The 20,486-nt window shown below is 47.3% G+C and carries 20 protein-coding genes and 1 other RNA gene; 20 read left to right on the forward strand and 1 reads right to left on the reverse strand.

Going from position 1 to position 20,486, the window contains the following annotated elements; all coding sequences use genetic code 11:
- Positions 1-266: 266 nt before the first annotated feature.
- Positions 267-529, reverse strand: an RNA gene (gene ffs / locus GKG43_RS18235) — signal recognition particle sRNA large type.
- Positions 530-808: 279 nt separating this feature from the next.
- Between ffs and GKG43_RS18240 the strand changes: the two genes are divergently transcribed.
- The 20 genes from GKG43_RS18240 to GKG43_RS18335 all read left to right on the forward strand — a co-directional run bounded on the left by GKG43_RS18240 (position 809) and on the right by GKG43_RS18335 (position 20,430).
- Positions 809-2,539 carry a B12-binding domain-containing radical SAM protein gene (locus tag GKG43_RS18240; protein WP_129879585.1) on the forward strand — a complete coding sequence of 577 codons (1,731 nt, stop codon included), beginning with the start codon at positions 809-811 and terminating at the stop codon, positions 2,537-2,539.
- A 160-nt stretch (positions 2,540-2,699) separates the two neighbouring features.
- On the forward strand, positions 2,700-3,335 hold the full coding sequence (gene nth / locus GKG43_RS18245) for an endonuclease III (RefSeq protein ID WP_129879587.1): 636 nt from the start codon (positions 2,700-2,702) through the stop codon (positions 3,333-3,335).
- A gap of 172 nt (positions 3,336-3,507) precedes the next feature.
- Positions 3,508-5,082 (forward strand): VanW family protein, encoded by a 1,575-nt coding sequence (locus tag GKG43_RS18250; RefSeq protein ID WP_129879589.1) that lies wholly within the window; start codon positions 3,508-3,510, stop codon positions 5,080-5,082.
- A gap of 4 nt (positions 5,083-5,086) precedes the next feature.
- Complete coding sequence (locus tag GKG43_RS18255; protein WP_129879591.1) at positions 5,087-6,103, forward strand: AIR synthase-related protein; 1,017 nt, start codon at positions 5,087-5,089, stop codon at positions 6,101-6,103.
- 136 nt (positions 6,104-6,239) lie between these two features.
- Positions 6,240-6,722: an Lrp/AsnC family transcriptional regulator gene (locus GKG43_RS18260; RefSeq protein WP_347562117.1), complete on the forward strand. Its 483-nt coding sequence runs from the start codon at positions 6,240-6,242 to the stop codon at positions 6,720-6,722.
- Positions 6,722-7,891, forward strand: coding sequence for an aminotransferase class I/II-fold pyridoxal phosphate-dependent enzyme (locus GKG43_RS18265; RefSeq protein ID WP_050639497.1), 1,170 nt, complete (start codon positions 6,722-6,724; stop codon positions 7,889-7,891). Before GKG43_RS18260 ends, GKG43_RS18265 begins: the two co-directional genes overlap by 1 nt.
- Before the next feature lie 8 nt (positions 7,892-7,899).
- On the forward strand, positions 7,900-8,394 hold the full coding sequence (locus GKG43_RS18270) for a tRNA (cytidine(34)-2'-O)-methyltransferase (protein WP_347562118.1): 495 nt from the start codon (positions 7,900-7,902) through the stop codon (positions 8,392-8,394).
- A gap of 419 nt (positions 8,395-8,813) precedes the next feature.
- Entirely contained in the window at positions 8,814-9,533 is a 720-nt protein-coding gene (locus GKG43_RS18275; RefSeq protein ID WP_129879595.1) for a GntR family transcriptional regulator, read from the forward strand.
- A 293-nt stretch (positions 9,534-9,826) separates the two neighbouring features.
- Positions 9,827-10,690 (forward strand): aldo/keto reductase, encoded by an 864-nt coding sequence (locus GKG43_RS18280; protein ID WP_129879597.1) that lies wholly within the window; start codon positions 9,827-9,829, stop codon positions 10,688-10,690.
- Complete coding sequence (locus GKG43_RS18285; RefSeq protein WP_129879599.1) at positions 10,687-11,715, forward strand: TRAP transporter substrate-binding protein; 1,029 nt, start codon at positions 10,687-10,689, stop codon at positions 11,713-11,715. Before GKG43_RS18280 ends, GKG43_RS18285 begins: the two co-directional genes overlap by 4 nt.
- Positions 11,708-12,208, forward strand: coding sequence for a TRAP transporter small permease (locus GKG43_RS18290; RefSeq protein ID WP_025654402.1), 501 nt, complete (start codon positions 11,708-11,710; stop codon positions 12,206-12,208). The genes GKG43_RS18285 and GKG43_RS18290 overlap by 8 nt, the downstream gene beginning before the upstream one ends.
- 1 nt (position 12,209) lies before the next feature.
- Positions 12,210-13,514, forward strand: a complete 1,305-nt coding sequence (locus tag GKG43_RS18295) for a TRAP transporter large permease (protein WP_025654403.1) — start codon at positions 12,210-12,212, stop codon at positions 13,512-13,514.
- 12 nt (positions 13,515-13,526) lie between these two features.
- The gene (locus GKG43_RS18300; RefSeq protein WP_129879601.1) at positions 13,527-13,955 is read left to right on the forward strand and encodes an HIT family protein; all 429 of its coding nucleotides are present in this window, start codon (positions 13,527-13,529) and stop codon (positions 13,953-13,955) included.
- A 19-nt stretch (positions 13,956-13,974) separates the two neighbouring features.
- A complete protein-coding gene (locus tag GKG43_RS18305; protein WP_173020125.1) occupies positions 13,975-14,982 on the forward strand; it encodes a TRAP transporter substrate-binding protein in 1,008 nt (335 codons plus the stop codon).
- Between the two features lie 25 nt (positions 14,983-15,007).
- On the forward strand, positions 15,008-15,505 hold the full coding sequence (locus GKG43_RS18310) for a TRAP transporter small permease (protein ID WP_025654406.1): 498 nt from the start codon (positions 15,008-15,010) through the stop codon (positions 15,503-15,505).
- Positions 15,498-16,781: a TRAP transporter large permease gene (locus GKG43_RS18315; RefSeq protein ID WP_025654407.1), complete on the forward strand. Its 1,284-nt coding sequence runs from the start codon at positions 15,498-15,500 to the stop codon at positions 16,779-16,781. The genes GKG43_RS18310 and GKG43_RS18315 overlap by 8 nt, the downstream gene beginning before the upstream one ends.
- A gap of 55 nt (positions 16,782-16,836) precedes the next feature.
- On the forward strand, positions 16,837-17,820 hold the full coding sequence (locus GKG43_RS18320; RefSeq protein ID WP_025654408.1) for a C-terminal binding protein: 984 nt from the start codon (positions 16,837-16,839) through the stop codon (positions 17,818-17,820).
- Between the two features lie 4 nt (positions 17,821-17,824).
- Complete coding sequence (locus GKG43_RS18325) at positions 17,825-18,598, forward strand: aldolase/citrate lyase family protein (protein ID WP_025654409.1); 774 nt, start codon at positions 17,825-17,827, stop codon at positions 18,596-18,598.
- Positions 18,599-18,617: 19 nt separating this feature from the next.
- A complete protein-coding gene (locus tag GKG43_RS18330) occupies positions 18,618-19,448 on the forward strand; it encodes a transketolase (protein WP_025654410.1) in 831 nt (276 codons plus the stop codon).
- A gap of 13 nt (positions 19,449-19,461) precedes the next feature.
- On the forward strand, positions 19,462-20,430 hold the full coding sequence (locus GKG43_RS18335) for a transketolase C-terminal domain-containing protein (RefSeq protein ID WP_129879605.1): 969 nt from the start codon (positions 19,462-19,464) through the stop codon (positions 20,428-20,430).
- Positions 20,431-20,486 lie beyond the last annotated feature (56 nt).

A 20,486-nucleotide genomic window follows, 5' to 3' on the forward strand; every position in this document is an offset into this window, starting at 1 on the left:
TCTAGAAACACTTAGCAGCACGGGTGCATATCGCAACGGCATATACAGCCCCAGCGCCTCCCCGGCCTCCCTGTCATTAAGCGTCCCCATCCGTCGACTAGGCTAAAGCTAGCCGACTAAATCCCGATTTATATTATCAGGTTAAGAATAGTGACGATGATATATTTAAAATGGCTGTCCCCTGCAGGAACACAAAATATTCCTACAAAGTTCAGCCATTTATTAAGCGTTATCTTTTATCTCATTATGTCAGAATTATCTTTTTTTCGTGCATTACGCTTCGAATGCATCTCCACAGACGTTACCTCGGCAGTTAACTCAACCCAGGCACCCTCACGGCACCCGGAAGATTCTGCTTAGTGCTGCTTCGTTCCCGACCTGACACGGTTCACAGATTCCCGTCGCGTAAGACCCAGATCTCAACGCCACTTTCCAAGGGCAGCTCTGCAAATCAGCACCCTCTGCGTAATATCACCCCTGCTATAGCGGATTGCAGGTACAAGGTACCGCTAACACCCCGGCTGCACGAGTCTTAATTTTACCCTGTTTTTGCCGAAATGTCAACGGATTAGCCGAGTTTTTATTTACTATAAGCAAAAAATATAGTAAAATTAGCCTTTAAGACGTGGCTGATAGAAATTTTGCTGCGTTTTGCACGAAAATCATGGGTCTGGTGTATCTAATACATCGTAAATTTAGGTCGGCTTATGTGGCAGTTAATTATTGTAAGATGTACTAGTATAAGCCAACATCTGTTCCCGGCCTCGAACAGATACAACAGGCCTTAAAAATGGAGATATGAATTTTTATGAAGGTTTTATTAGCAGCAATCAATGCAAAATATATACATTCCAATCTGGCGGTTTACAGCCTGAAGAGCTTTGCAACAGAGTATGCACGGGAGATTCATATTAAAGAGTATACCATTAACCAGAGAATCGATGATATTTTGGCGGATCTTTACAGGCAGAAGCCGGATATTCTGTGCCTTTCCTGCTATCTCTGGAATATCAGTTATGTAAAACAGATTGTGGTTGACATTAAAAAGGTACTGCCCGCCATAAGTATCTGGCTTGGCGGCCCGGAGGTTTCCTACAATGCGGCACAGATGCTGGATTGTTATCCACAGCTGGCTGGTATTATGCGAGGGGAAGGGGAAGAAACATTTCTGGAACTGCTTCATTATTATCATGGTAAACGGCATAACCTGGAGGATGTGATGGGGATTGTTTACCGCAGGGATGGCGGCGCCGCAGAAAGCTCCACGGAACAGGCGGAGATTGTGGAAAACCCATGGCGGCCGGTGATAGATCTCAGCCGGGTTCCGTTTGTCTATCAGGATATGGATGAATTTAAAAATAAGATCATCTATTATGAATCCAGCAGAGGCTGTCCGTTTTCCTGCAGCTACTGTCTTTCTTCTATCGATAAAGCCCTTCGATTTAGGGATCTTTCCCTGGTGAAAAAGGAACTGCAGCAGTTTATTGACGCAGAGATACCGCAGGTAAAATTTGTGGACAGAACCTTTAACTGCCGGCATGATCATGCCATGGCCGTGTGGTCTTATATCGCGGCTCATGATAAAGGGAAGACAAATTTTCATTTTGAAGTGGCAGCAGACCTGTTAAGTGAAGAAGAACTGAGGCTCATTGAAACGATGCGACCGGGGCTGATCCAGCTGGAAATCGGCGTGCAGTCGGTGAATCCGGATACGATCCGGGAGATCAGGCGAGTCATGAAGTTTGAAGAAGTGAAACGGGTGGTCAGCCGGATCCGGTCGGGTGGAAACGTGCATCAGCATCTGGATCTGATCGCCGGACTTCCCTTCGAGGACTATCACAGTTTCAGGCATTCTTTTAACGAAGTTTATGCACTGCGGCCCGAGCAGCTGCAGCTGGGATTTTTGAAGGTATTGAAGGGATCGTGCATGCAGGAGCATGCAGGAGAGTATGAGCTTCAATACCAGGACAGGCCGCCTTTTGAAGTGCTGTCTACAAAATGGATGTCTTTTGACGACATCCTCCGCCTCAAGGGGATTGAGGAGATGGTAGAAGTGCATTATAACAGCGGGCAGTTCCAGAATACATTATCTTTGCTGGAACGCGTATTCATGGACAGCTTTACCCTGTATGAAGAACTCAGCCGGTACTATGAAGACAATTCGCTTCATATGCTCAACCATTCAAGAATTATGAGGTATGAGATTCTTTATCGGTTTGCCCTGGCACACGATGGGAAACATGCAGATCAATACAGGAAAGCCCTGACGGTTGATTTATACCTTAGGGATAATGTTAAGAACCGTCCCGATTTTGCCGGGGGTCCCGCTCTTAGAAAAGAGGAGGCCGCCGTATTTTACGACAGAGAGGCAATAGAACACCGGTATCTCAAGGGATATGAGCATTATGACAAGAGACAGATACGAAAAATGACCCATCTGGAAAAGATGGACGGTAAGTTTGTGCTGTTTGACTATAAGAACAGAGATGTTCTGACAAATCAGGCAAAAGTATTTTATATAGATATAGAGCGTGTTTGATAATGCATTGCCGCAATATGCCGCCCCACTTCACGGTTTATTTACTGCCAAATCCAGGGGGCGTAGTCCACTGCGTCTCCTAAGTTTGCAGTAAATAAACCGCAGACTGGGACAACATCTTGCAGCAAGCAATTTTGAAACACGCTCCGGAGGAGCGTTTATGAAAAAAAGAACAAGAGAGATTCTCTCCATTTTGGATGAACAGTATGGCCGGGAATACGTGTGTTATCTGAACCATGAGACTCCCTGGCAGTTATTGATTGCCACCATACTCAGTGCCCAGTGCACAGATGCGAGGGTCAATATAGTAACACAGGACTTATTTCAGAAGTATGACACGGTGGAGAAGTTTGCCAATGCAGATCTGAAGGAATTGGAGAAGGATATTAAACCCACCGGCTTTTACCATACCAAAGCAAAAAATATTATCGCCTGCACGAAGGCTCTCGTCGAGCGGTTTGGCGGGGAGGTCCCGCGCAGTCTGGAAGATTTGACCTCTCTGGCAGGGGTAGGGCGCAAGACGGCGAATGTCATCCGTGGGAATATTTACCATGAGCCGAGCGTGGTGGTGGATACGCATGTCAAACGAATCTCAAGACGTCTGGGGCTTACAGAAAATGAGGATCCGGAAAAGATCGAACAGGATTTGATGAAAGCGCTTCCAAAAGACCACTGGATTCTGTATAATATACAGATTATTACATTCGGACGTTCCATCTGTACGGCCAGGAGTCCAAAGTGCGGGGAATGCTTCTTGCAAAAATATTGTAAAGAGTATAAAATAAGATCTAACTAACTAAAATTTGATTCCGGTATAAAGAGGTGAATGAGGTTGAATTTCTATAATAAAAAGGTTAGAAGGATTATATCAATTGTCATTATGGTCATTATCCTGGCGATGGTCGCTACGATGGTAATACCATATCTTGTATAATCGGGAAGTGAATTAAGAAGTCAGGGGAAATGACATGGCAGACAGAAGAAGAAAACGAAGAAGAAGACGCAGACAACAGAGAAGAGCTGTTATCGGAACGGCTTTCGTTTTGGTGTGCGCGCTTCTGGTCATTGTCTGTGTGCAGATTTTTCTCCGGAGCTATATCCGGAAGTTTGACAGCCATAGGATTATTCAGGGCGTTTCTGTCGGGAATACGGATGTGTCCGGTTTGACGGTGGAGAAGGCAAAGGAAAAGGTGGAATCGGAGGTAACGGCATCCATGAAGGCTGGATTGGATCTGACGCTGGAGGACGGCAGGCATTCGGAGGTGGAGCTGTCGGCCCTTGGAATTTCCGTAAAAGATCTGGATAAGACGCTTAAGGAGGCGCTTGACTATGGCAGGAAGGGCAGCGCAGTCCAATGCTATAAGATTATGAAGAAGGCCGAGAAGAATGAGAATAAGAAAAAGTTCCCGGTGGAGTATCAGGTGACCGAGAAGTCCGCAAAAGAGGCATTGAACCATGCGATGTCCCAGGTTCTGCACCTTCCGGAAAATGCAAAAGTGACACAGGATGATTCCGGTGTGGTGATTGTGGAGCAGAAGGCTGGTGAAGTACTGGATATCAAGAAGACGGTGAAGAGCATCAACAAATTGCTCGGCGGTGATTGGAACGGGAAAGACGCCAGTGTTCCTGCATATGTGGAATATATTGATCCGGAGGTGACAAAAGAGGATCTGAAGGACGTTACAGACCTGCTGGGAAGCTTCACGACTTTTTATGGAAGCGATGGTTCCGGGCGTGCGCAGAACATAGAGAGCGGTGCAAAGCACATCGACGGAGCCTTTTTGAAACCGGGCGAAGAATATTCTGCCAATGCGGCGATGGAGCCTTATACCGAGGAGAACGGATTTACCACGGCGGCCTCCTATGAGGATGATAAGGTTGTGGAATCCATGGGAGGAGGTATCTGCCAGATCTCTACGACTCTGTATAATGCAGTGCTCTTTGCAGAGCTGGAAGTGACGGAGCGCTCTCCTCATACCATGCTTATCTCCTATGTGGACCGTTCACAGGATGCTGCGATTGCAGATGATGTGAAGGATTTGAAGTTTAAAAATAATCAGCAGACACCGATTTATATAGAAGGAATTCTTGCGGACGGCTGTATCACGTTTAACATATATGGCAAGGAAACCCGGGATCCGGGAAGAACTCTTGAATTTGTCAGCGAGACGACAAATGAAACGATGCCGGAGGGGAAACGTTTTGTTGCGACCGAAGAGCCGGCAGGAACGTTCTATACCACCCGGCAGGCACAGCCGGAGATATCCGCACGCCTTTGGAAGGTTGTATACCAGGATGGCGAGGAACAGAGCCGTCAGATTATAAATAACAGCCAGTACGTACCGGTGAAAGAGACAGTTGCAGTGGGAACCGCATCCGCGAATCCCGAACTGACAGAAAAGATCAATCAGGCAATCCAGACTCAGGATGAGGCAAGGATACTGAGTGCTGTCCAGGGGGACAGTCAGGCGGAAAACCAGGAGGACAGCCAGGGGGCCGTTCAGGAGAGTAACCAGGAGAACAACGGGGAGCAGGGACAGTGAATCTATGAAAGCAGGCAATGTATCACAGACTATATGGAAACGGTCTGTAAAAAAACAACTGCATACTGACAGAAAAGAAGTTCTCTTCCAGCCATCGGCGGAAGAGGCGTGCAGCGTGGTTCGTATTTCGGAAGGAAAGCTGGCTGTGTACGCACAGGCAGAGGCTTCTGGAGATTCCGTGAGGACAGGGATCTATGCGGCGGTAAGGGCGCTGAATGATCTGGTGGTTCATGGGGTTGAACCGACGGCATTGTCCGTGCAGATTCTGCTGACGCCGTATGCGCAGGAGGGGGATCTGAAAGCGATGACCGGCTGTCTGGAATCCGTTTGCCTGGAGGCAGGCGTGCAGCTGGCCTGTGTGCGGGCCGAGGTGACTTCGGCCGTCGCCCGTACGGTTATATTTGTAACGGCACAGGGAGAGGCGGCGGAGGATGCGCTGCTGCGTCCTGCTTATGCCCTTCCTGGACAGGATATCGTACTGTGCGGCTATGCAGGACTGGAGGGCATGCTGCGGATTCTGGATGAGCGGGAAGAAGAGCTGGGCAGGAGGTTTGTCCCCGCCTTCATTCAGCAGATGAAGCAGCTCAGGGGGAATGTGCTGGCGCTTGATGCCGCCCGTGCAGCGGCCGCTTGCGGAGTAAAGGCGATGTACCAGGTTGGAAGCGGCGGGATATTTGCAGGGCTGTGGGAATTGGCAGAGGCCGCAGGAATCGGACTGGATGTGGAATTGTCCGGTATGTCTGTCAGACAGGAGACAGTGGAGCTCTGCGAGTATTATAACCTGAATCCCTATCAGATGACATCTGCGGGCTGCATCCTTATGACTGCCCGGGACGGAGATGCGCTTGTGAAAGCTTTGGAAAGGGTGGGGGCACGAGCCGGCAAGCTTGGGGTTACCACGGACAAGAAGGCCCGGGTAATCACAAGCGGTGAAGAACAACGATACTTAGACAGGCCGGCTCCAGATGAACTGATGTGCTGGTGGGAGCGGACCGGCGGTACAAACTGCCGGCCTGTGTAAATATAGATTTCCGTACGGCATCCGCTGTGCGGCCGCACGGAGGGAACAGTTCAGGCCTGCCTGAATTGTTACGCGAGAAACAAAGAGGATCTAAGATTCACAATGGCAGAATGAAGGAGGAGTAGAAATGGATAACCTGAGAAATGAAATTTTAAGATATCTGGAGACGAACAGCAGGGTCAATCTGGCGGAACTTGGAGTTCTGGTGGGAATGGATGAGACGACAGTGGCAAATGAGATTGCCGATATGGAAAAAGAAAAGATTATCTGCGGATACCATACGCTGATCGATTGGGATAAGGCTGGTGTGGAGTCTGTGACAGCCCTGATTGAGGTGCGTGTGACACCGCAGCGCAACCAGGGATTTGACCGGATTGCAGAGAGGATCTACAATTATCCGGAAGTACATGCGGTATACCTGATATCCGGAGGATATGACCTGCTCGTGACACTGGAGGGAAAAACACTGAAAGAAGTATCCCGCTTTGTTTCTGAGAAGCTTTCCCCCATCGATGCTGTGATTAGTACTGCAACATATTTCATATTAAAAAAATACAAAGACCATGGAACGGTTCTGGTACCGAAGAAAGAATCAGAAAGGATGCTGGTGACGCCGTAATGAGAAATCCATTATCTAAAAAAATAATCGAAATCGAACCGTCCGGCATCCGCAAGTTCTTTGACGTGGCAAATGAGATGAAAGATGCGATTTCACTGGGTGTGGGGGAACCGGACTTTGACACTCCCTGGCGGATACGTGAGGAGGGCATCTTTTCCCTGGAAAGGGGCCGCACCTTCTATACATCCAATGCCGGACTGCAGGAATTAAGGGATGAGATCTGCAATTATCTGGAGCGAAAGATTCATGTCAGATATGATTCCAGACATGAGACACTGGTTACCGTGGGCGGCAGCGAGGCCATTGATGTGGGCCTGCGCTGTATGCTGGATCCCGGAGATGAAGTTCTGATTCCACAGCCCAGCTATGTATCCTATCTGCCATGTACCGTCATGGCAGACGGCAAACCGGTTGTCATACCGCTGCAGTATGAAAATGAATTTAAGCTGACGGTTGAGGACCTGGAGAAGTATATTTCTTCAAGGACGAAGGTGCTGATTATGCCTTTCCCTAATAATCCGACAGGATCCATTATGACAAAAGAGGATCTGGAGCCGGTGGCAGAGTTTGTAAAAGAACATGATCTATATGTTATCTCAGATGAGATTTATTCAGAACTGACCTACAAGACTGAGCACGTATCCATCGCCAGCCTTCCGGGAATGCGGGAGAGGACCATAGTGATCAACGGCTTTTCCAAGGGATTCGCTATGACTGGGTGGCGCCTTGGCTATTGCTGCGGTCCGGAGACAATTATCGAACAGATGGTGAAACTGCACCAGTTCGCCATCATGTGCGCGCCTACAAACAGCCAATATGCGGCGATTGAGGGCCTGAGAAACTGCGACGATGAGGTGGAAGAAATGCGCAAATCCTATAATCAGAGAAGGCGTTTTCTGATGCACGAATTCGCGCGCATGGGCCTGGAATGCTTTGAACCGTTCGGTGCATTTTATGTATTCCCAAGCATCCTGGAGTTTAATATGACATCTGAGGAGTTTGCAACCCGCCTGTTAGAAGAGGAGAAGGTGGCTGTTGTTCCCGGAACCGCATTTGGAACATGCGGAGAGGGCTTTCTGCGTATCTCCTACGCATATTCCCTGGATGACCTGAAGGTAGCGCTGGGGCGTTTGGGCAGATTTATTCAGCGCCTCAGAAACGAGAGGTAAATGTAATGCTGAATATTGTACTGCTGGAGCCGGAGATCCCGGCAAACACCGGGAACATCGGGAGAACCTGCGTAGCCACGAATACGCGCCTGCATCTGATTGAGCCTCTGGGGTTTAAGCTGAACGAGAAAGCGTTAAAGCGTGCGGGGATGGACTACTGGGCTGACCTGGATGTAACCACCTATATTGATTTTAAAGATTTTCAGGAGAAAAATCCGGGTGTCAGGTTATACATGGCTACTACAAAGGCGCCGAAAGTATACACAGAGGTTCACTATGAACCGGACTGCTATATCATGTTTGGAAAGGAAAGCGCCGGTATTCCGGAAGAGATCCTGGTGGAACACCAGGAGGACTGTGTGAGAATCCCTATGGACGGTGATATCCGTTCCCTGAACCTGGGTAATTCCGTGGCGGTTATCTTATATGAGGCTTTGCGTCAGAACGGATTCTCCGGTATGAATCTCGAGGGGCATCTGCACCATCTGCACTGGCGGGAATGACAAACCGGAGCAGAGGTGTTATGAAAGACGGAGCATGGCGCGCGTCTCGCTACAAGCATGCTTATAATTAAAAAAATTGTGAATAGAAAGAACCAGAAAAAGGGTAAATAAATCTTTATTTCTGGTTCTTTTTTTTGAACGGCAGCAATTGTTACCGAGGGACAGCCTGTTCCTGAAGAAAAAGGGAAGTTTTTGGATATAAAATATTTGATGTCTCCATTTTCGTATAGGCGGATATATAACCAGATATCTTCGCCAGGCTCCACGTAATTACGATTACCATCCTTGCGGCCAGCGATTAAGAAACTATTGTTCGCTGTAGTACTAGTCAGCACGAACATGATTTGGTACAATAAATTATTAACGGTACCTGACAAGAATTCCTTAATAAACATAAGAAAGTGAAAGGAAGATAAGCAATGACAGAATATGTATTAAGTGAAGAGTTTAAAAGTAATGTGCAGCAGGAGATGGAGAGCAACCCTTTCGCTGTTTTAAGCCGCCTGATTTATCAAGAACTGTATCAGGAGGTGATTGAGGGGCATCTGTTGCCCGAACATAAGATCATTGAATCTAAAATTGCGAAAGAATTGAATGTTTCCCGTTCTCCTGTGAAAGTAGCACTTTCCGATATGGTGGATGAAGGGATTTTCTTCCGGGGCGTGGGAAAAACCGTCCATGTAAAGCCGATTTCTTATGAGGAATGTCTGTGGATTTATGAAGCAAGGATGACGCTGGAACCCAAAGCTGCTTATCAGGCAGCAAAGCGGATCAAGCCTGCGGAGTTGCAGCAGTTAATGGAACTTATCAGTAAATTTGAAGAGATCGACAATACCATGGATCAGAGAGAGTATACCAGAACAGATAAGCAGTTTCACGAGATTATCATCAAGGCATCCCGCAATCCATATTTGGTGAGTATGTACAAGTCTATAGAATGTCCTCTGGCCTGCTATCGCAATCAGCTCAACCAGCTTGCTTATGAAGAATGTTTTCAGCAGCATGACATGGGGAGCGGATCGGAGCATCACAAGGCAATATTTAACATGCTTAAAAACCATCTGCCCTTATTGGCGGAAGATGAGATGCGCAATGATATACAGCGGATGTATGGGACAATGTCACGGCTGAGAAAGTAAAGGTCAGAGTGCGTTACAGAAAATAATGAGTTTTAAGTTCATATACCCTGTAAAGAGACTATCATAGGTTTCTTTACAGGGTGTTTTATTTGTTGAAAATGTACAATATATAGATGAAAATATGAAGACTAAGTGCAATATAAACAGGAAAATAAAATAAATGTTTCCGAATACAAACAAAAAATACAAAAAAAATCGATTAAAGAACTTATTTTGACACATATTGTTGAGTGCTTATATAATAATCGTGGCAATAGAAAGAGAGGAGCGTATTCAAACAAAGGAGATTAGCTATGGAATACAAGACGATGCGCAATAATATGAAAGTTCCTATGCTTGGTCTGGGGTGCTATAAGTCCGAGGCTGAGGAAGGAATCCACGCAGTGAAAAGTGCAATTGAGGTGGGGTACCGGCACATTGATACGGCAAACTTCTATGAAAACGAAGTATACGTAGGAAAAGGCATCCGTGAGAGCGGAATTGACAGGGGTGAACTTTTTGTAGTAAGTAAGATCTGGCCGACTAGCTACAAAACGCCGGAAACGGCTGTGGAGTACAGCATGAAGGCTCTGGATGTTGACTACATAGACATGTACCTGCTGCACTGGCCTGGTCAGAACGAGTATGCGCGATATCATGCTTTTGAGGCTTTACTGAAGTATAAAGAGAAGGGATATTTCAAAGAGATCGGGGTCTCCAATTTCAAAAAGGAACATCTGGAGGCGCTGACGGAGGAATTTGGTATCGTGCCGGTCATGAATCAGATTGAACTCTCCCCCTGGCTGCAGAAAAGGGAAGATTATCAGTACTGTACGGAAAAGAATATTACGATGACTGCCTGTGTGCCTTTTGCGAAGGGGTATATTCTGTCTGAGCCGCAGCTGGAACGGATTGCCGGAAAACACGGCAAAAATGTCGGTCAGGTCATACTGAGATGGAACATTCAGCGGGGCAACTGCGTCATCCCTAAATCATCGAAGCCCCACAGGATTGCCGATAATTTTAATATATTTGATTTCGAACTGGATGAAGAGGATATGTCTGTAATCGGCAGCATGGAAAACGGGAATGCATACTGCAGTGATTCCTCAGTATTCACGGGTGATTTCTGGAACATAGAGGATCATTTGCTGAACAGGAAGGAGAATATGTCATGAAAATAAGAAGAATCACGGCTTTAGGCTGCGCGGCTGCAATGGTTTCTGTCCTGCTTTTGGTCGGCTGCCAGAAAAAGGAAATAGAAAAGGTGGATCATGGAGTGATCAGGATCGCTTACAACAATGCAGAAGATTATCCGCATTTCAAGGCACTTAAATGGGCCTCCGAAGAAATAGAGAAGGTGACGGATGGGAGGTTTACGGTAAAGATTTATTCGAACGGAACACTGGGGGATCAGAGGGCGGCCCTCGAACTGACGCAGAATAACGCTGTTCAGATGTGCGTGGCCAATGCGACAATCGTGGAAAGCTATAACGGAGATTTCTCGGTCTTAAGCATGCCTTATTTATTTAAGGACAGTGATCATCAAAGGGAGGCATATACAAGCGGAATTCTGGACGATCTGTTCGATTCGACAGCGGAGCATGATTTTAAGATCGTCGGTGCATTTGGTTCTGGTTCCAGAAATATATTCTGTGCCAGAGAGGTGCGTGAACCGAGTGACCTGAAAGGACTCAAAATCCGTGTCATGCAGTCTGATAACATGGTGAAAATGCTGCATCTGATGGGCGGGACCGGGGTCCCGATGTCCGCATCCGAGCAGTATTCGGCCATGCAGCAGGGCGTGGTGGACGGAGCGGAATCCAATGAAATTGACTATGTGGGCAAGAAGTATTACGAGGTGGCACCTGTATTTTCAAGGACAGAGCATTGTTTTAGTACAGACTTTGTCGTGGCGAGCACACAGTTTCTGGAATCATTGTCAGAGGAAGATAAGGAACTGGTAGAAGGTGTTATGGACGAATGCGTTGAGAAGGAATTTGATTTCTGGGCGGAGATGGTGGAAGACAGCATTGAGCAGGCGCAGTCCCTTGGTATTGAGTTCATCGATGACGTAGATAAAGACGCTTTCGCGGAGAGCTTTACAGAATTTCAGGAATCAATCGCAAACAGCAATGACATGACAAAGAGTGTTTACGAGGCAATTGTTTCGCTGAGATCGGAGGGAGAAGAAAATGAGTAGTGTACGAAAGGTGATAGATAAGATTTTAGAGGCGGCGTCTATATTAATCCTTGGGATTATGACGATTCTTGTCGTATACCAGGTAGTGACCCGGTATGTCTTTAACAATCCCAGTTCATGGAGTGAAGCCATTGTTACGTATGGTTTTATCTGGCTGGCCATGCTCTGCGGTGCCTATGTGTTCGGAAAGAGGGATCATATGGCGATGACTTTTATACTGGATAAGTTCAAAGGAAAAAGAAAGATAATCGTTGAGATGATTAACGAGTTCCTGATTCTCCTTTTTGCAGCCGGAGTGCTGCTGGCCGGCGGATATTTTGGTGCACTGAAGCAAATGACCCAGGCGGATTCCATACTGCCGATTTCTATGGGAGTGATCTATATTGCCATCCCGATTGCGGGTGTCTTTATGTTTTTATATTTTATCTGCAATGAGTGGGATATGGTCCAGAAGCTGAAAGACCCGGATGAAAAAGAGAAGGAGGGGAAATAAGATGGATGTAGCTGTATTGGCGACAATAATTATGGTAGCGGCTTTGATTATATTTCTGATAATGGGCGTACCGATTGCAATCTCTATCGGATTGTCTTCCGCGATGGCAATGATGGTAATCCTGCCTGCAGATGTTGCTTTAGTGACATGTGCTCAGAAAATGTTTACTGGCCTGAATTCATTCCCGCTTCTTGCGATTCCGTTTTTCGTACTGGCCGGGAATTTTATGAATAATGGAGGGATCGCTGTGCGGATCGTCCGTCTTGCGGAGGCTTTATGCGGGAAACTGCCGGGTCCGCTGGCACAGAGCAATATCGTTGCAAACATGTTTTTCGGGGCAATTAGCGGAAGCGGCAATGCAGCAGCGGCAGCGATGGGCGGAACAATCGGTCCGATCGAGGAAGAGAGAGGTTATGCAAAGGAATACTCAGCGGCTGTGAATATTGCATCGGCCCCTACGGGAATGCTGATTCCACCCAGTAATGCGCTGATCGTATTTTCTACAGTCGGCGGTTCAGTCTCGGTAGCGGCACTGTTTATGGGGGGTTATATCCCCGGCATTCTCTGGGGGATTGCGGTCATGATTGTGGCCGGTTATATGGCAAAAAAACGCGGATACATCAATACAGAGAAGGTATCCGGAAAAATGAAACTGCAGTATTTTGTACAGGCTATCCCAAGCCTGATTCTTATCCTCATTATCATAGGCGGAATTCTGAGCGGGATTTTTACGGCCACAGAGGCTTCTGGAGTGGCAGTTGTTTATGCGATGGTTCTCAGCTTTATTTATAAAAGTATTACGGTGAAGGATCTGCCGAAGATTCTTCTGGATTCAGCGAAGACAACCGTTATCATCGTATTTTTGATTGGCGTGTCGTCCATTATGTCATGGATTATGGCCTATACAAGTATCCCGGATATTATTGCCACGGCAATGCTGGCGCTTACAAACAGTAAGATTATAACGTTGATTATTATTAATATCGTTCTGCTGCTGGTGGGAACTTTTATGGACCCGACACCTGCAATTTTAATTTTTACTCCGATCTTTATGCCTATCTGCGTCGGTTTTGGCATGAGTCCGATCCATTTCGGAATTATGCTTGTCTACAACTTGTGTATCGGTGCGATCACACCGCCGGTAGGAACAGTATTGTTTACAGGATGTAAGATCGGGAAAGTCACGATAGAGCAGGTGATTAAAACATTACTTCCATATTTTGCGGCGATTATCATTGTGTTGCTGCTTGTGACTTATATACCTGCCCTGTCCGAATTTCTGCCGTCTCTGAACGGTTATATATAGGGGGTATGAAATATGTCTGAGTGTTATTACTGCGAGAATGGCGAGGCCCTGGGAAGTCTGATGATCCATGTCAAAGACATAGGGAATGCGTCCGTCTACCTGTACAGGGATCAGACTCACAGGGGAAAATGTATCGTTGTCTACCGGACGGCACATAAAACAGAGTGGTACCAGCTCTCCGACGAAGAGCAGGCAGAACTGATTCATGCCGTCAGTAGGACCGCCGAAGCACTGGATGAGGTATTTTATCCGGATAAGATTAATTATGCAACATATGGGGATAAGGTAAATCATCTTCATGTACATATCGTGCCTAAATATAAGGACGGCCCCGACTGGGGCGTGCCTTTTAAAGATACACGTCCGCCGTTCCTGCTTGAGGAAAGACAGTATGATGAGCGGGTAAATGAAATCAGAGCTGCTATAGAACGTTTAGAATAGGATGGTGGGAGGAAAAAAGGTGAAACGAAAAAGAATCATAAATCTTATGTTTGTTTTTGTATTACTGTTTACGGTCGTTATGTCTGCAGGGTGCGGTAAAAATAAGGACGGCATCAAGCGTCTAAAGCTCTCTATTAATACGAACCAGTCCCAGGTTGATATGGCAGAGACCATGCAGGAGCGGATTAAAGAGCTGTCAGAAGGGAGGATGGAGATCGATGTGTATGGGGACGGACAGTTAGGCGGTGACCGTGAAGTCGCAGAGACCGTACAGTATGGAAATATTGATATGTGTATTGTATCCACAACCCCGGTTGCAGCATTTTATCCGGACCTGAATGTATTCGATGCCCCGTTTTTGTTCAAGGATTCTGCACAGGCCCAGGAGATCCTGGACGGTGAGATCGGGCAGGAGATCGCAAAAGGTATGGAGGATATCGGGTTTAAGGTACTGGGATTTCCGGAAAACGGATTCCGCCAGCTCTCCACTGCAGCAAAGGAAGTTCATTCACCGGCAGATCTGAAGGGGTTAAAAGTAAGGGTTATGGAAAGTGAGGTACATATTGAAACATGGAAGGCACTCGGTGCCAGCCCTACACCGATGGCATTCTCAGAATTATTTACTGCGCTCCAGCAGAAAACTGTGGACGGGCAGGATAATCCGTTTGTAACCGATCGGGATAACCGTTTCTATGAGGTGCAGGACTATATCATCGAAACAAACCATGTATATACTCCTTATTTGCTTCTGATGAGCAAGGACAGCTACGATAAACTGACTGACGAGGAAAAGGAGATCGTCGAGGAAGCAGGGGCATACGGTGTTTCCGTGCAGCGTGAAAAAACGGCAGAGTACGATGGGGATGCAGTGAAAGAGATGCAGGACAAGGGGGTTACCCTGATATCGCTGACCGATGAAGAAAAACAGCAGTTCCGTGATGCAGTCTCGGACATATACAGTCTGGTGGAAACAAAAGTAGAGCATCCGGAGCTGTTCCAGAGAATACTGGATAAGACTGCAGAATAGTGAAGGAAAAGGAAGGAGTAAAGAAATGTCCAAGTTCTGGAAATTTTTAGATGAGCATGCAGAGGATATCATCTCTGCGACACTCATGAGCGTGGCGACAATCGCGATCGTAGTGCAGGTAATCATGCGTTATTTGTTCAAAAGCTCACTCTCCTGGTCGGAGGAGCTGGCAAGATATGTTTTTGTGTGGATGACCTTCATTTCTATCTCTTACGGCATCAAGATGAGGAAACATGTGAAGATTGAAGCAGCGCTGTCGTTGTTTCCAAAGAAAATCAGACCGGTCATCGTCATGATAGGTGATGTGATTTCTCTGGGATGGTGTGTATTCGTGGTCATTACGGGCTGGATGCTGCTGGGAAAGGTAATTAGGTCGGGACAGATATCACCCGCGATGTCGATTCCTATGTATTTCATCTACCTGGCACCCTGTATTGGATACATTTTATCCTCCATACGCTGTGTACAGACAATCGTCCTGCGTGTGCAGAATTATAAGAAGGGGGTGGAGATGAATGATTAGCCTCGTACTCTTTGGAGTTATGATTATTCTTTTGATACTGAACGTCCCTGTGGCGATCGCGCTTGGACTCGCTTCACTTGCCGCAATCCTTTATTCGGGCGATCTGACGACAGGATACATCGTACAGAATCTGGTGACCAGTTCCGATTCCTTTACGACAATGGCCATCCCGTTTTTCGTACTTGCAGGTGAGATGATGGGCGGCGGAGGCATATCCAGACGCCTGATGGACAGTGCAAGAGTCTTCTTCGGCAGATTTACAGGAGGCCTTGCGATTGTGACCGTTGTCGTGTGCATGTTTTTTGCGGCCATCTCCGGTTCAGGCCCCGCGACAGTAGCAGCTGTAGGCGGTATGGTTATCCCGTCCATGCTTGCGGCAGGTTATGATAAGAAATTCACACTGGCCGTGATTGCGGCGGCAGGAAGTATCGGTGTTATTATTCCGCCGAGTATTCCGATGGTTATTTACAGCGTGTCTACCAACCAGTCGATCTCAGAGCTGTTCATGGCCGGATTTGTACCGGGGATTCTGATCGGCCTGTCCCTGATCGGATATTCTTATTTCTACTGTAAAAAGAAAGGCTATCAGGGGGATAAAGAGCCGTTTTCATGGAAGCGGGCCGGGAAAGTATTATGGGATGCGAAATGGGCGCTGATCTGCCCGGTCATCATTCTCGGCGGTATCTACGGCGGCATCTTCACACCTACAGAGGCTGCGGCAGTTGCAGCGGCTTACGGATTTATCGTTGGTGTATTTGTTTATAAAGAACTGACACTGAAGGAAGCCGTGAAGGTCATTAAGTCGGCAGTAGTGACGACATCCACGATCATGCTTGTTATCGGCTGTGCAGCCGTATTTACAAAGGTCCTTGCGGTTGCAAAGATTCCGACACTCGTGGCAAATGCGATTATCGGTCTGAATGCAAATAAGATTGTGATACTGATTCTGATCAACGTTGTCCTGCTTTTCGTCGGCTGTTTCATGGAGACGTTGTGTGCAATCATGATACTGGCACCGATTTTCCTTCCAATCGTTACTGCAGTGGGCGTCGATCCGATCCATTTTGGACTCGTGATGGTAGTAAACCTTGCAATCGGGTTCATTACACCGCCGCTTGGCATTAACCTGTTTGTCGCCAGCCGTGTCGGGGGAGCACAGCTCTCAGAAGTCATCAAGGGCATTATTCCGTTTATTGCCGTTATGATCATAGACCTGCTTCTGATTACATATCTGCCGGCGATCACCCTGTTCCTTCCGAAACTGTTTATGCGGTAGCCGGGAAACAGGATAGAAAAAACAAATAAAAACTTGAAATAATGGAGGCGTAAGAATGAAAGCAATCGTAGTAGATAAGAATTCGGCGGATGGTCTGGATTACAGCATTCAGCAGAAAATTTTTGAAGATAACGGAATTGAATTTGTACTGGAGGACTGCCAGACAGAGGATGAGATTATAGAAAAATGCAGGGACGCAGATGCTCTGCTCGTGATATACCGTAAGATTACACCCAGAATCATGGATGCGCTGACCAACTGCAAAGTAATTCTCAGATATGGCATCGGGTATGATGTCATCGATGTAGATGCAGCAACGAAGCGCGGCATCAAGGTATGCAACAGTCCCACACACTGTCTGGATGAAGTTGCTACACATACCATCGCTATGATACTTGCGATGGAACGGCAGCTTGTATTTTTCAATGACCTGGTAAAAGAGGGGAAATGGCTCGCGAACGCAGGATTCAAACCCCACCGCCTGTCATGCCAGACACTCGGATTCGTGGGATTTGGCAATATTGCAAGAAGAACCGCCGATTTTGCTAAGGGATTCGGATTCCGCATGGTGGCTTATGACCCATATCTTGATGAATCTATCATAACCGCTTCCGGTGCGGAAAAAGTAGAACTGGATGAACTGCTGGCTGTTTCAGATGTGATAACCATTCACACACCTTTGTTTGAAAGTACCTATCACCTCATTAATAAAGATACAATTGCCAAAATGAAAGATGGTGTCATGATCGTCAACACCTCACGCGGCCCGATTATCTCCGCGGACGATCTGATGGCAGCAGTTAAGGAGGGGAAGGTCAGGGCAGCGGCACTGGATGTTGTGGAGCATGAACCGATCAGTGAGCCGGGACATCCGCTCTTTGAAACCGGAAAGATCATATGCTCCCCCCACGCAGCCTATAATTCGGTGGAGGCAGAGAAGCAGATGATGGCAGTGCTGGCGGCCACAGCAGTGGATACTTTAAACGGTAAGAATCCGGACAACATTGTAAACAAAAAAGCATTAGGAACAGGAGTGTAGACAGATGAAAAATTTATTAAGAGAAAAAATCATGAATGGTGAAAAAACAATCGGTACCTTTTTTGAGGCAGGCAATGCAAATGTGGCCGAAGCGCTCGCTCTGACAGCGGTGGATTATATGCTGATTGATACAGAGCACGGCCCGTTTGATGTGGAAAGCGTGATGCCCATGCTAAGGGCGGCAGAACTTCATGACACGACGGCGCTCGTCAGAGTGAAGGACTCGAACCGGAATTCAGTGCTGAAGATGCTGGATATCGGGGCAGGCGGGCTGATCATTCCTCAGGTACATTCCATAGAAGAGATCAGAAAGCTTGTGGAATATGCAAAATACTATCCGCTCGGACAGCGCGGGGTGGCCTTTGCCAGAGGTGCCGGGTACGGATATCTGGAACATGCGGCCGGAGACATCAATGACTATTTTGCAACATGCAACAGGGAGACACTGCTTGTTCCGCAGTGTGAGACGATGGGCTGTCTGGAAAATATCGAAGAGATTGCCAAAGTAGACGGGGTGGACGGCATTTTTGTAGGACCATATGACCTGTCTGTAGCAATGGGGATTCCGACACAATTTGACAAGCCGGAATTTAAGGCAGCAATGGAACGAATTGTGAAAGCAGTCAGGGCAGCAGGCAAGTTTACGATTATCTACTGCGCAAATTCCGAAGTTGCCAATGCAAGGCTCTCCCAGGGCTTCGACAGTGTGACGGTGGGACAGGATATCAACTATTATATTGATGCCATCAACGCGATGGTAAAAGAGATTCACGTGTAACAGAACAGGAGGTAAGAATATGACAGTAAAGGAACTGAAAGCGTTTGCAAATGAAGTCCGGATTGCAACAGTAAAATGCCTCGAAACGAGAGGTTTCGGGCACATCGGCGGCTGCCTCTCCATCGCGGATGTCCTGGCGGTGCTTTATAACGGAGAAATGAACATTGATCCTAAGGAACCTCAGAAAACAGACCGTGACATGCTGGTCGTATCCAAGGGACATTCGGGTCCGGCTGTATTTGCGGCACTGGCTTTAAAAGGGTATTTCCCGATGGAATGGCTGGATACACTCTGCGAGGGAGGTACAAGGCTTCCGAGTCACTGTGACAGGCTGCGCACACCGGGAATCGACGCATCGACGGGATCTCTCGGACAGGGGCTTTCTTTGGCGAATGGATTAGCCCAGGGGGCAAAATTAAAGAGGCTTCCGAACCGTGTGTACTGTCTCATGGGAGACGGTGAGATTCAGGAGGGCCAGATCTGGGAAGCGGCAATGTATGCCCATCAGTATAAGCTCAATAACCTGGTCGGTATCGTGGACTGGAATAAGAAACAGATTGACGGAACCATTGATGAGTGTATATCCCTCCTAGACATAGAGGAGAAGTTCCGCTCATTTGGATGGTATGCACTGACAGTCAAAGGCAATGACCCGGAAGCAATCCAGAATGCGTTCTTAAGTGTCAGGGAGAATCAGGGCGATAAGCCGGCCGTTATCGTGCTTGACGGCACGAAGGGCAGCGGGGTGAAGTGTGTAGAGGAAATGGTATTTAACCATATGATCCCTGTCGATAAGGAACTGGCGGACAAGTGTCTGGCAGAGCTTGAAGAAGTTAAGGCAAGTGTGTGAGGAGGTACATATAATGGTGAAAACAATCTATAACGGTGATTATGAGAAAAAAGCAATTACAGAACAGTTTCTTGATCAGTTAGAGAGTATGCTTGAAAATGATCCGGACGTTGTGTACCTTGATGCCGATCTGATGTTTGCATTCGGTGCGGGACTCTGGGATCTGGTCAAAAAATATCCCGACAGGGTACTCAGATGCGGCATAGCCGAGGCAAACATGATCGGTACGGCGGCTGCGATGTCAGTTATGGGATTAAAACCGGTTATTCACAGCTTTGCCTCCTTTGTGACACGCAGAGGATTCGATCAGATATTTCTGTCCGGTGCGTATGCGAAAAAAACGCTCAACATTATCGGAAGCGAGCCGGGATATAAGCAGACATACTGGGGCGGCACCCATATGGCATTTGAAGATATCGCTATGATGCGGACGGTACCGGACTGCAGGATTTTTGATATCGCCGACGGCGTACAGTTCAATAAGCTTCTTGGCAGGACGATTGATATGAAAGGAATCTCCTATTACAGGACACCTCTTGCAGATAACATAGCAGTCTATGATGAGGATGCAGAATTCGAGATTGGAAAGGGAAACGTGCTCAGAGAAGGAAAAGATGCTTCGATTATCGCCTGCGGACGGTTAGTGACGATAGCACTTCAGGCGGCGCAGCTGTTGGCAGACGAAGGCATAGAAGTTACGGTTGTGGATATGTTTACCGTGAAGCCGCTCGATGAGGAACTGGTACTGAAATGTGCAAAGGAGACAGGAGCTATTGTGACGGCGGAGAATCATTCCGTATACGGCGGCCTCGGGTCTGCGGTTGCAGAGTATCTGGGAGAACACTGCCCGACAATTGTAGAGAGGATCGGTACGAGGGATGAATTCGGAGAGGTAGGTTCCGAGGCGTATTTAAGAGAACGGTTTGGCTTTACACCTGAGAAGATCGCAGAACGGGTGAAATATGCCGTGAATAAGAAATAAGGCTGCTGTTCAGTGCAGGGGACTATGCGCGGCCTATAGGCCGTGGCGAAGTCTCC

It is taken from the genome of Eubacterium sp. BIOML-A2 (assembly GCF_009680135.1).
GTDB lineage: Bacteria > Bacillota > Clostridia > Lachnospirales > Lachnospiraceae > Faecalicatena > Faecalicatena contortus_B.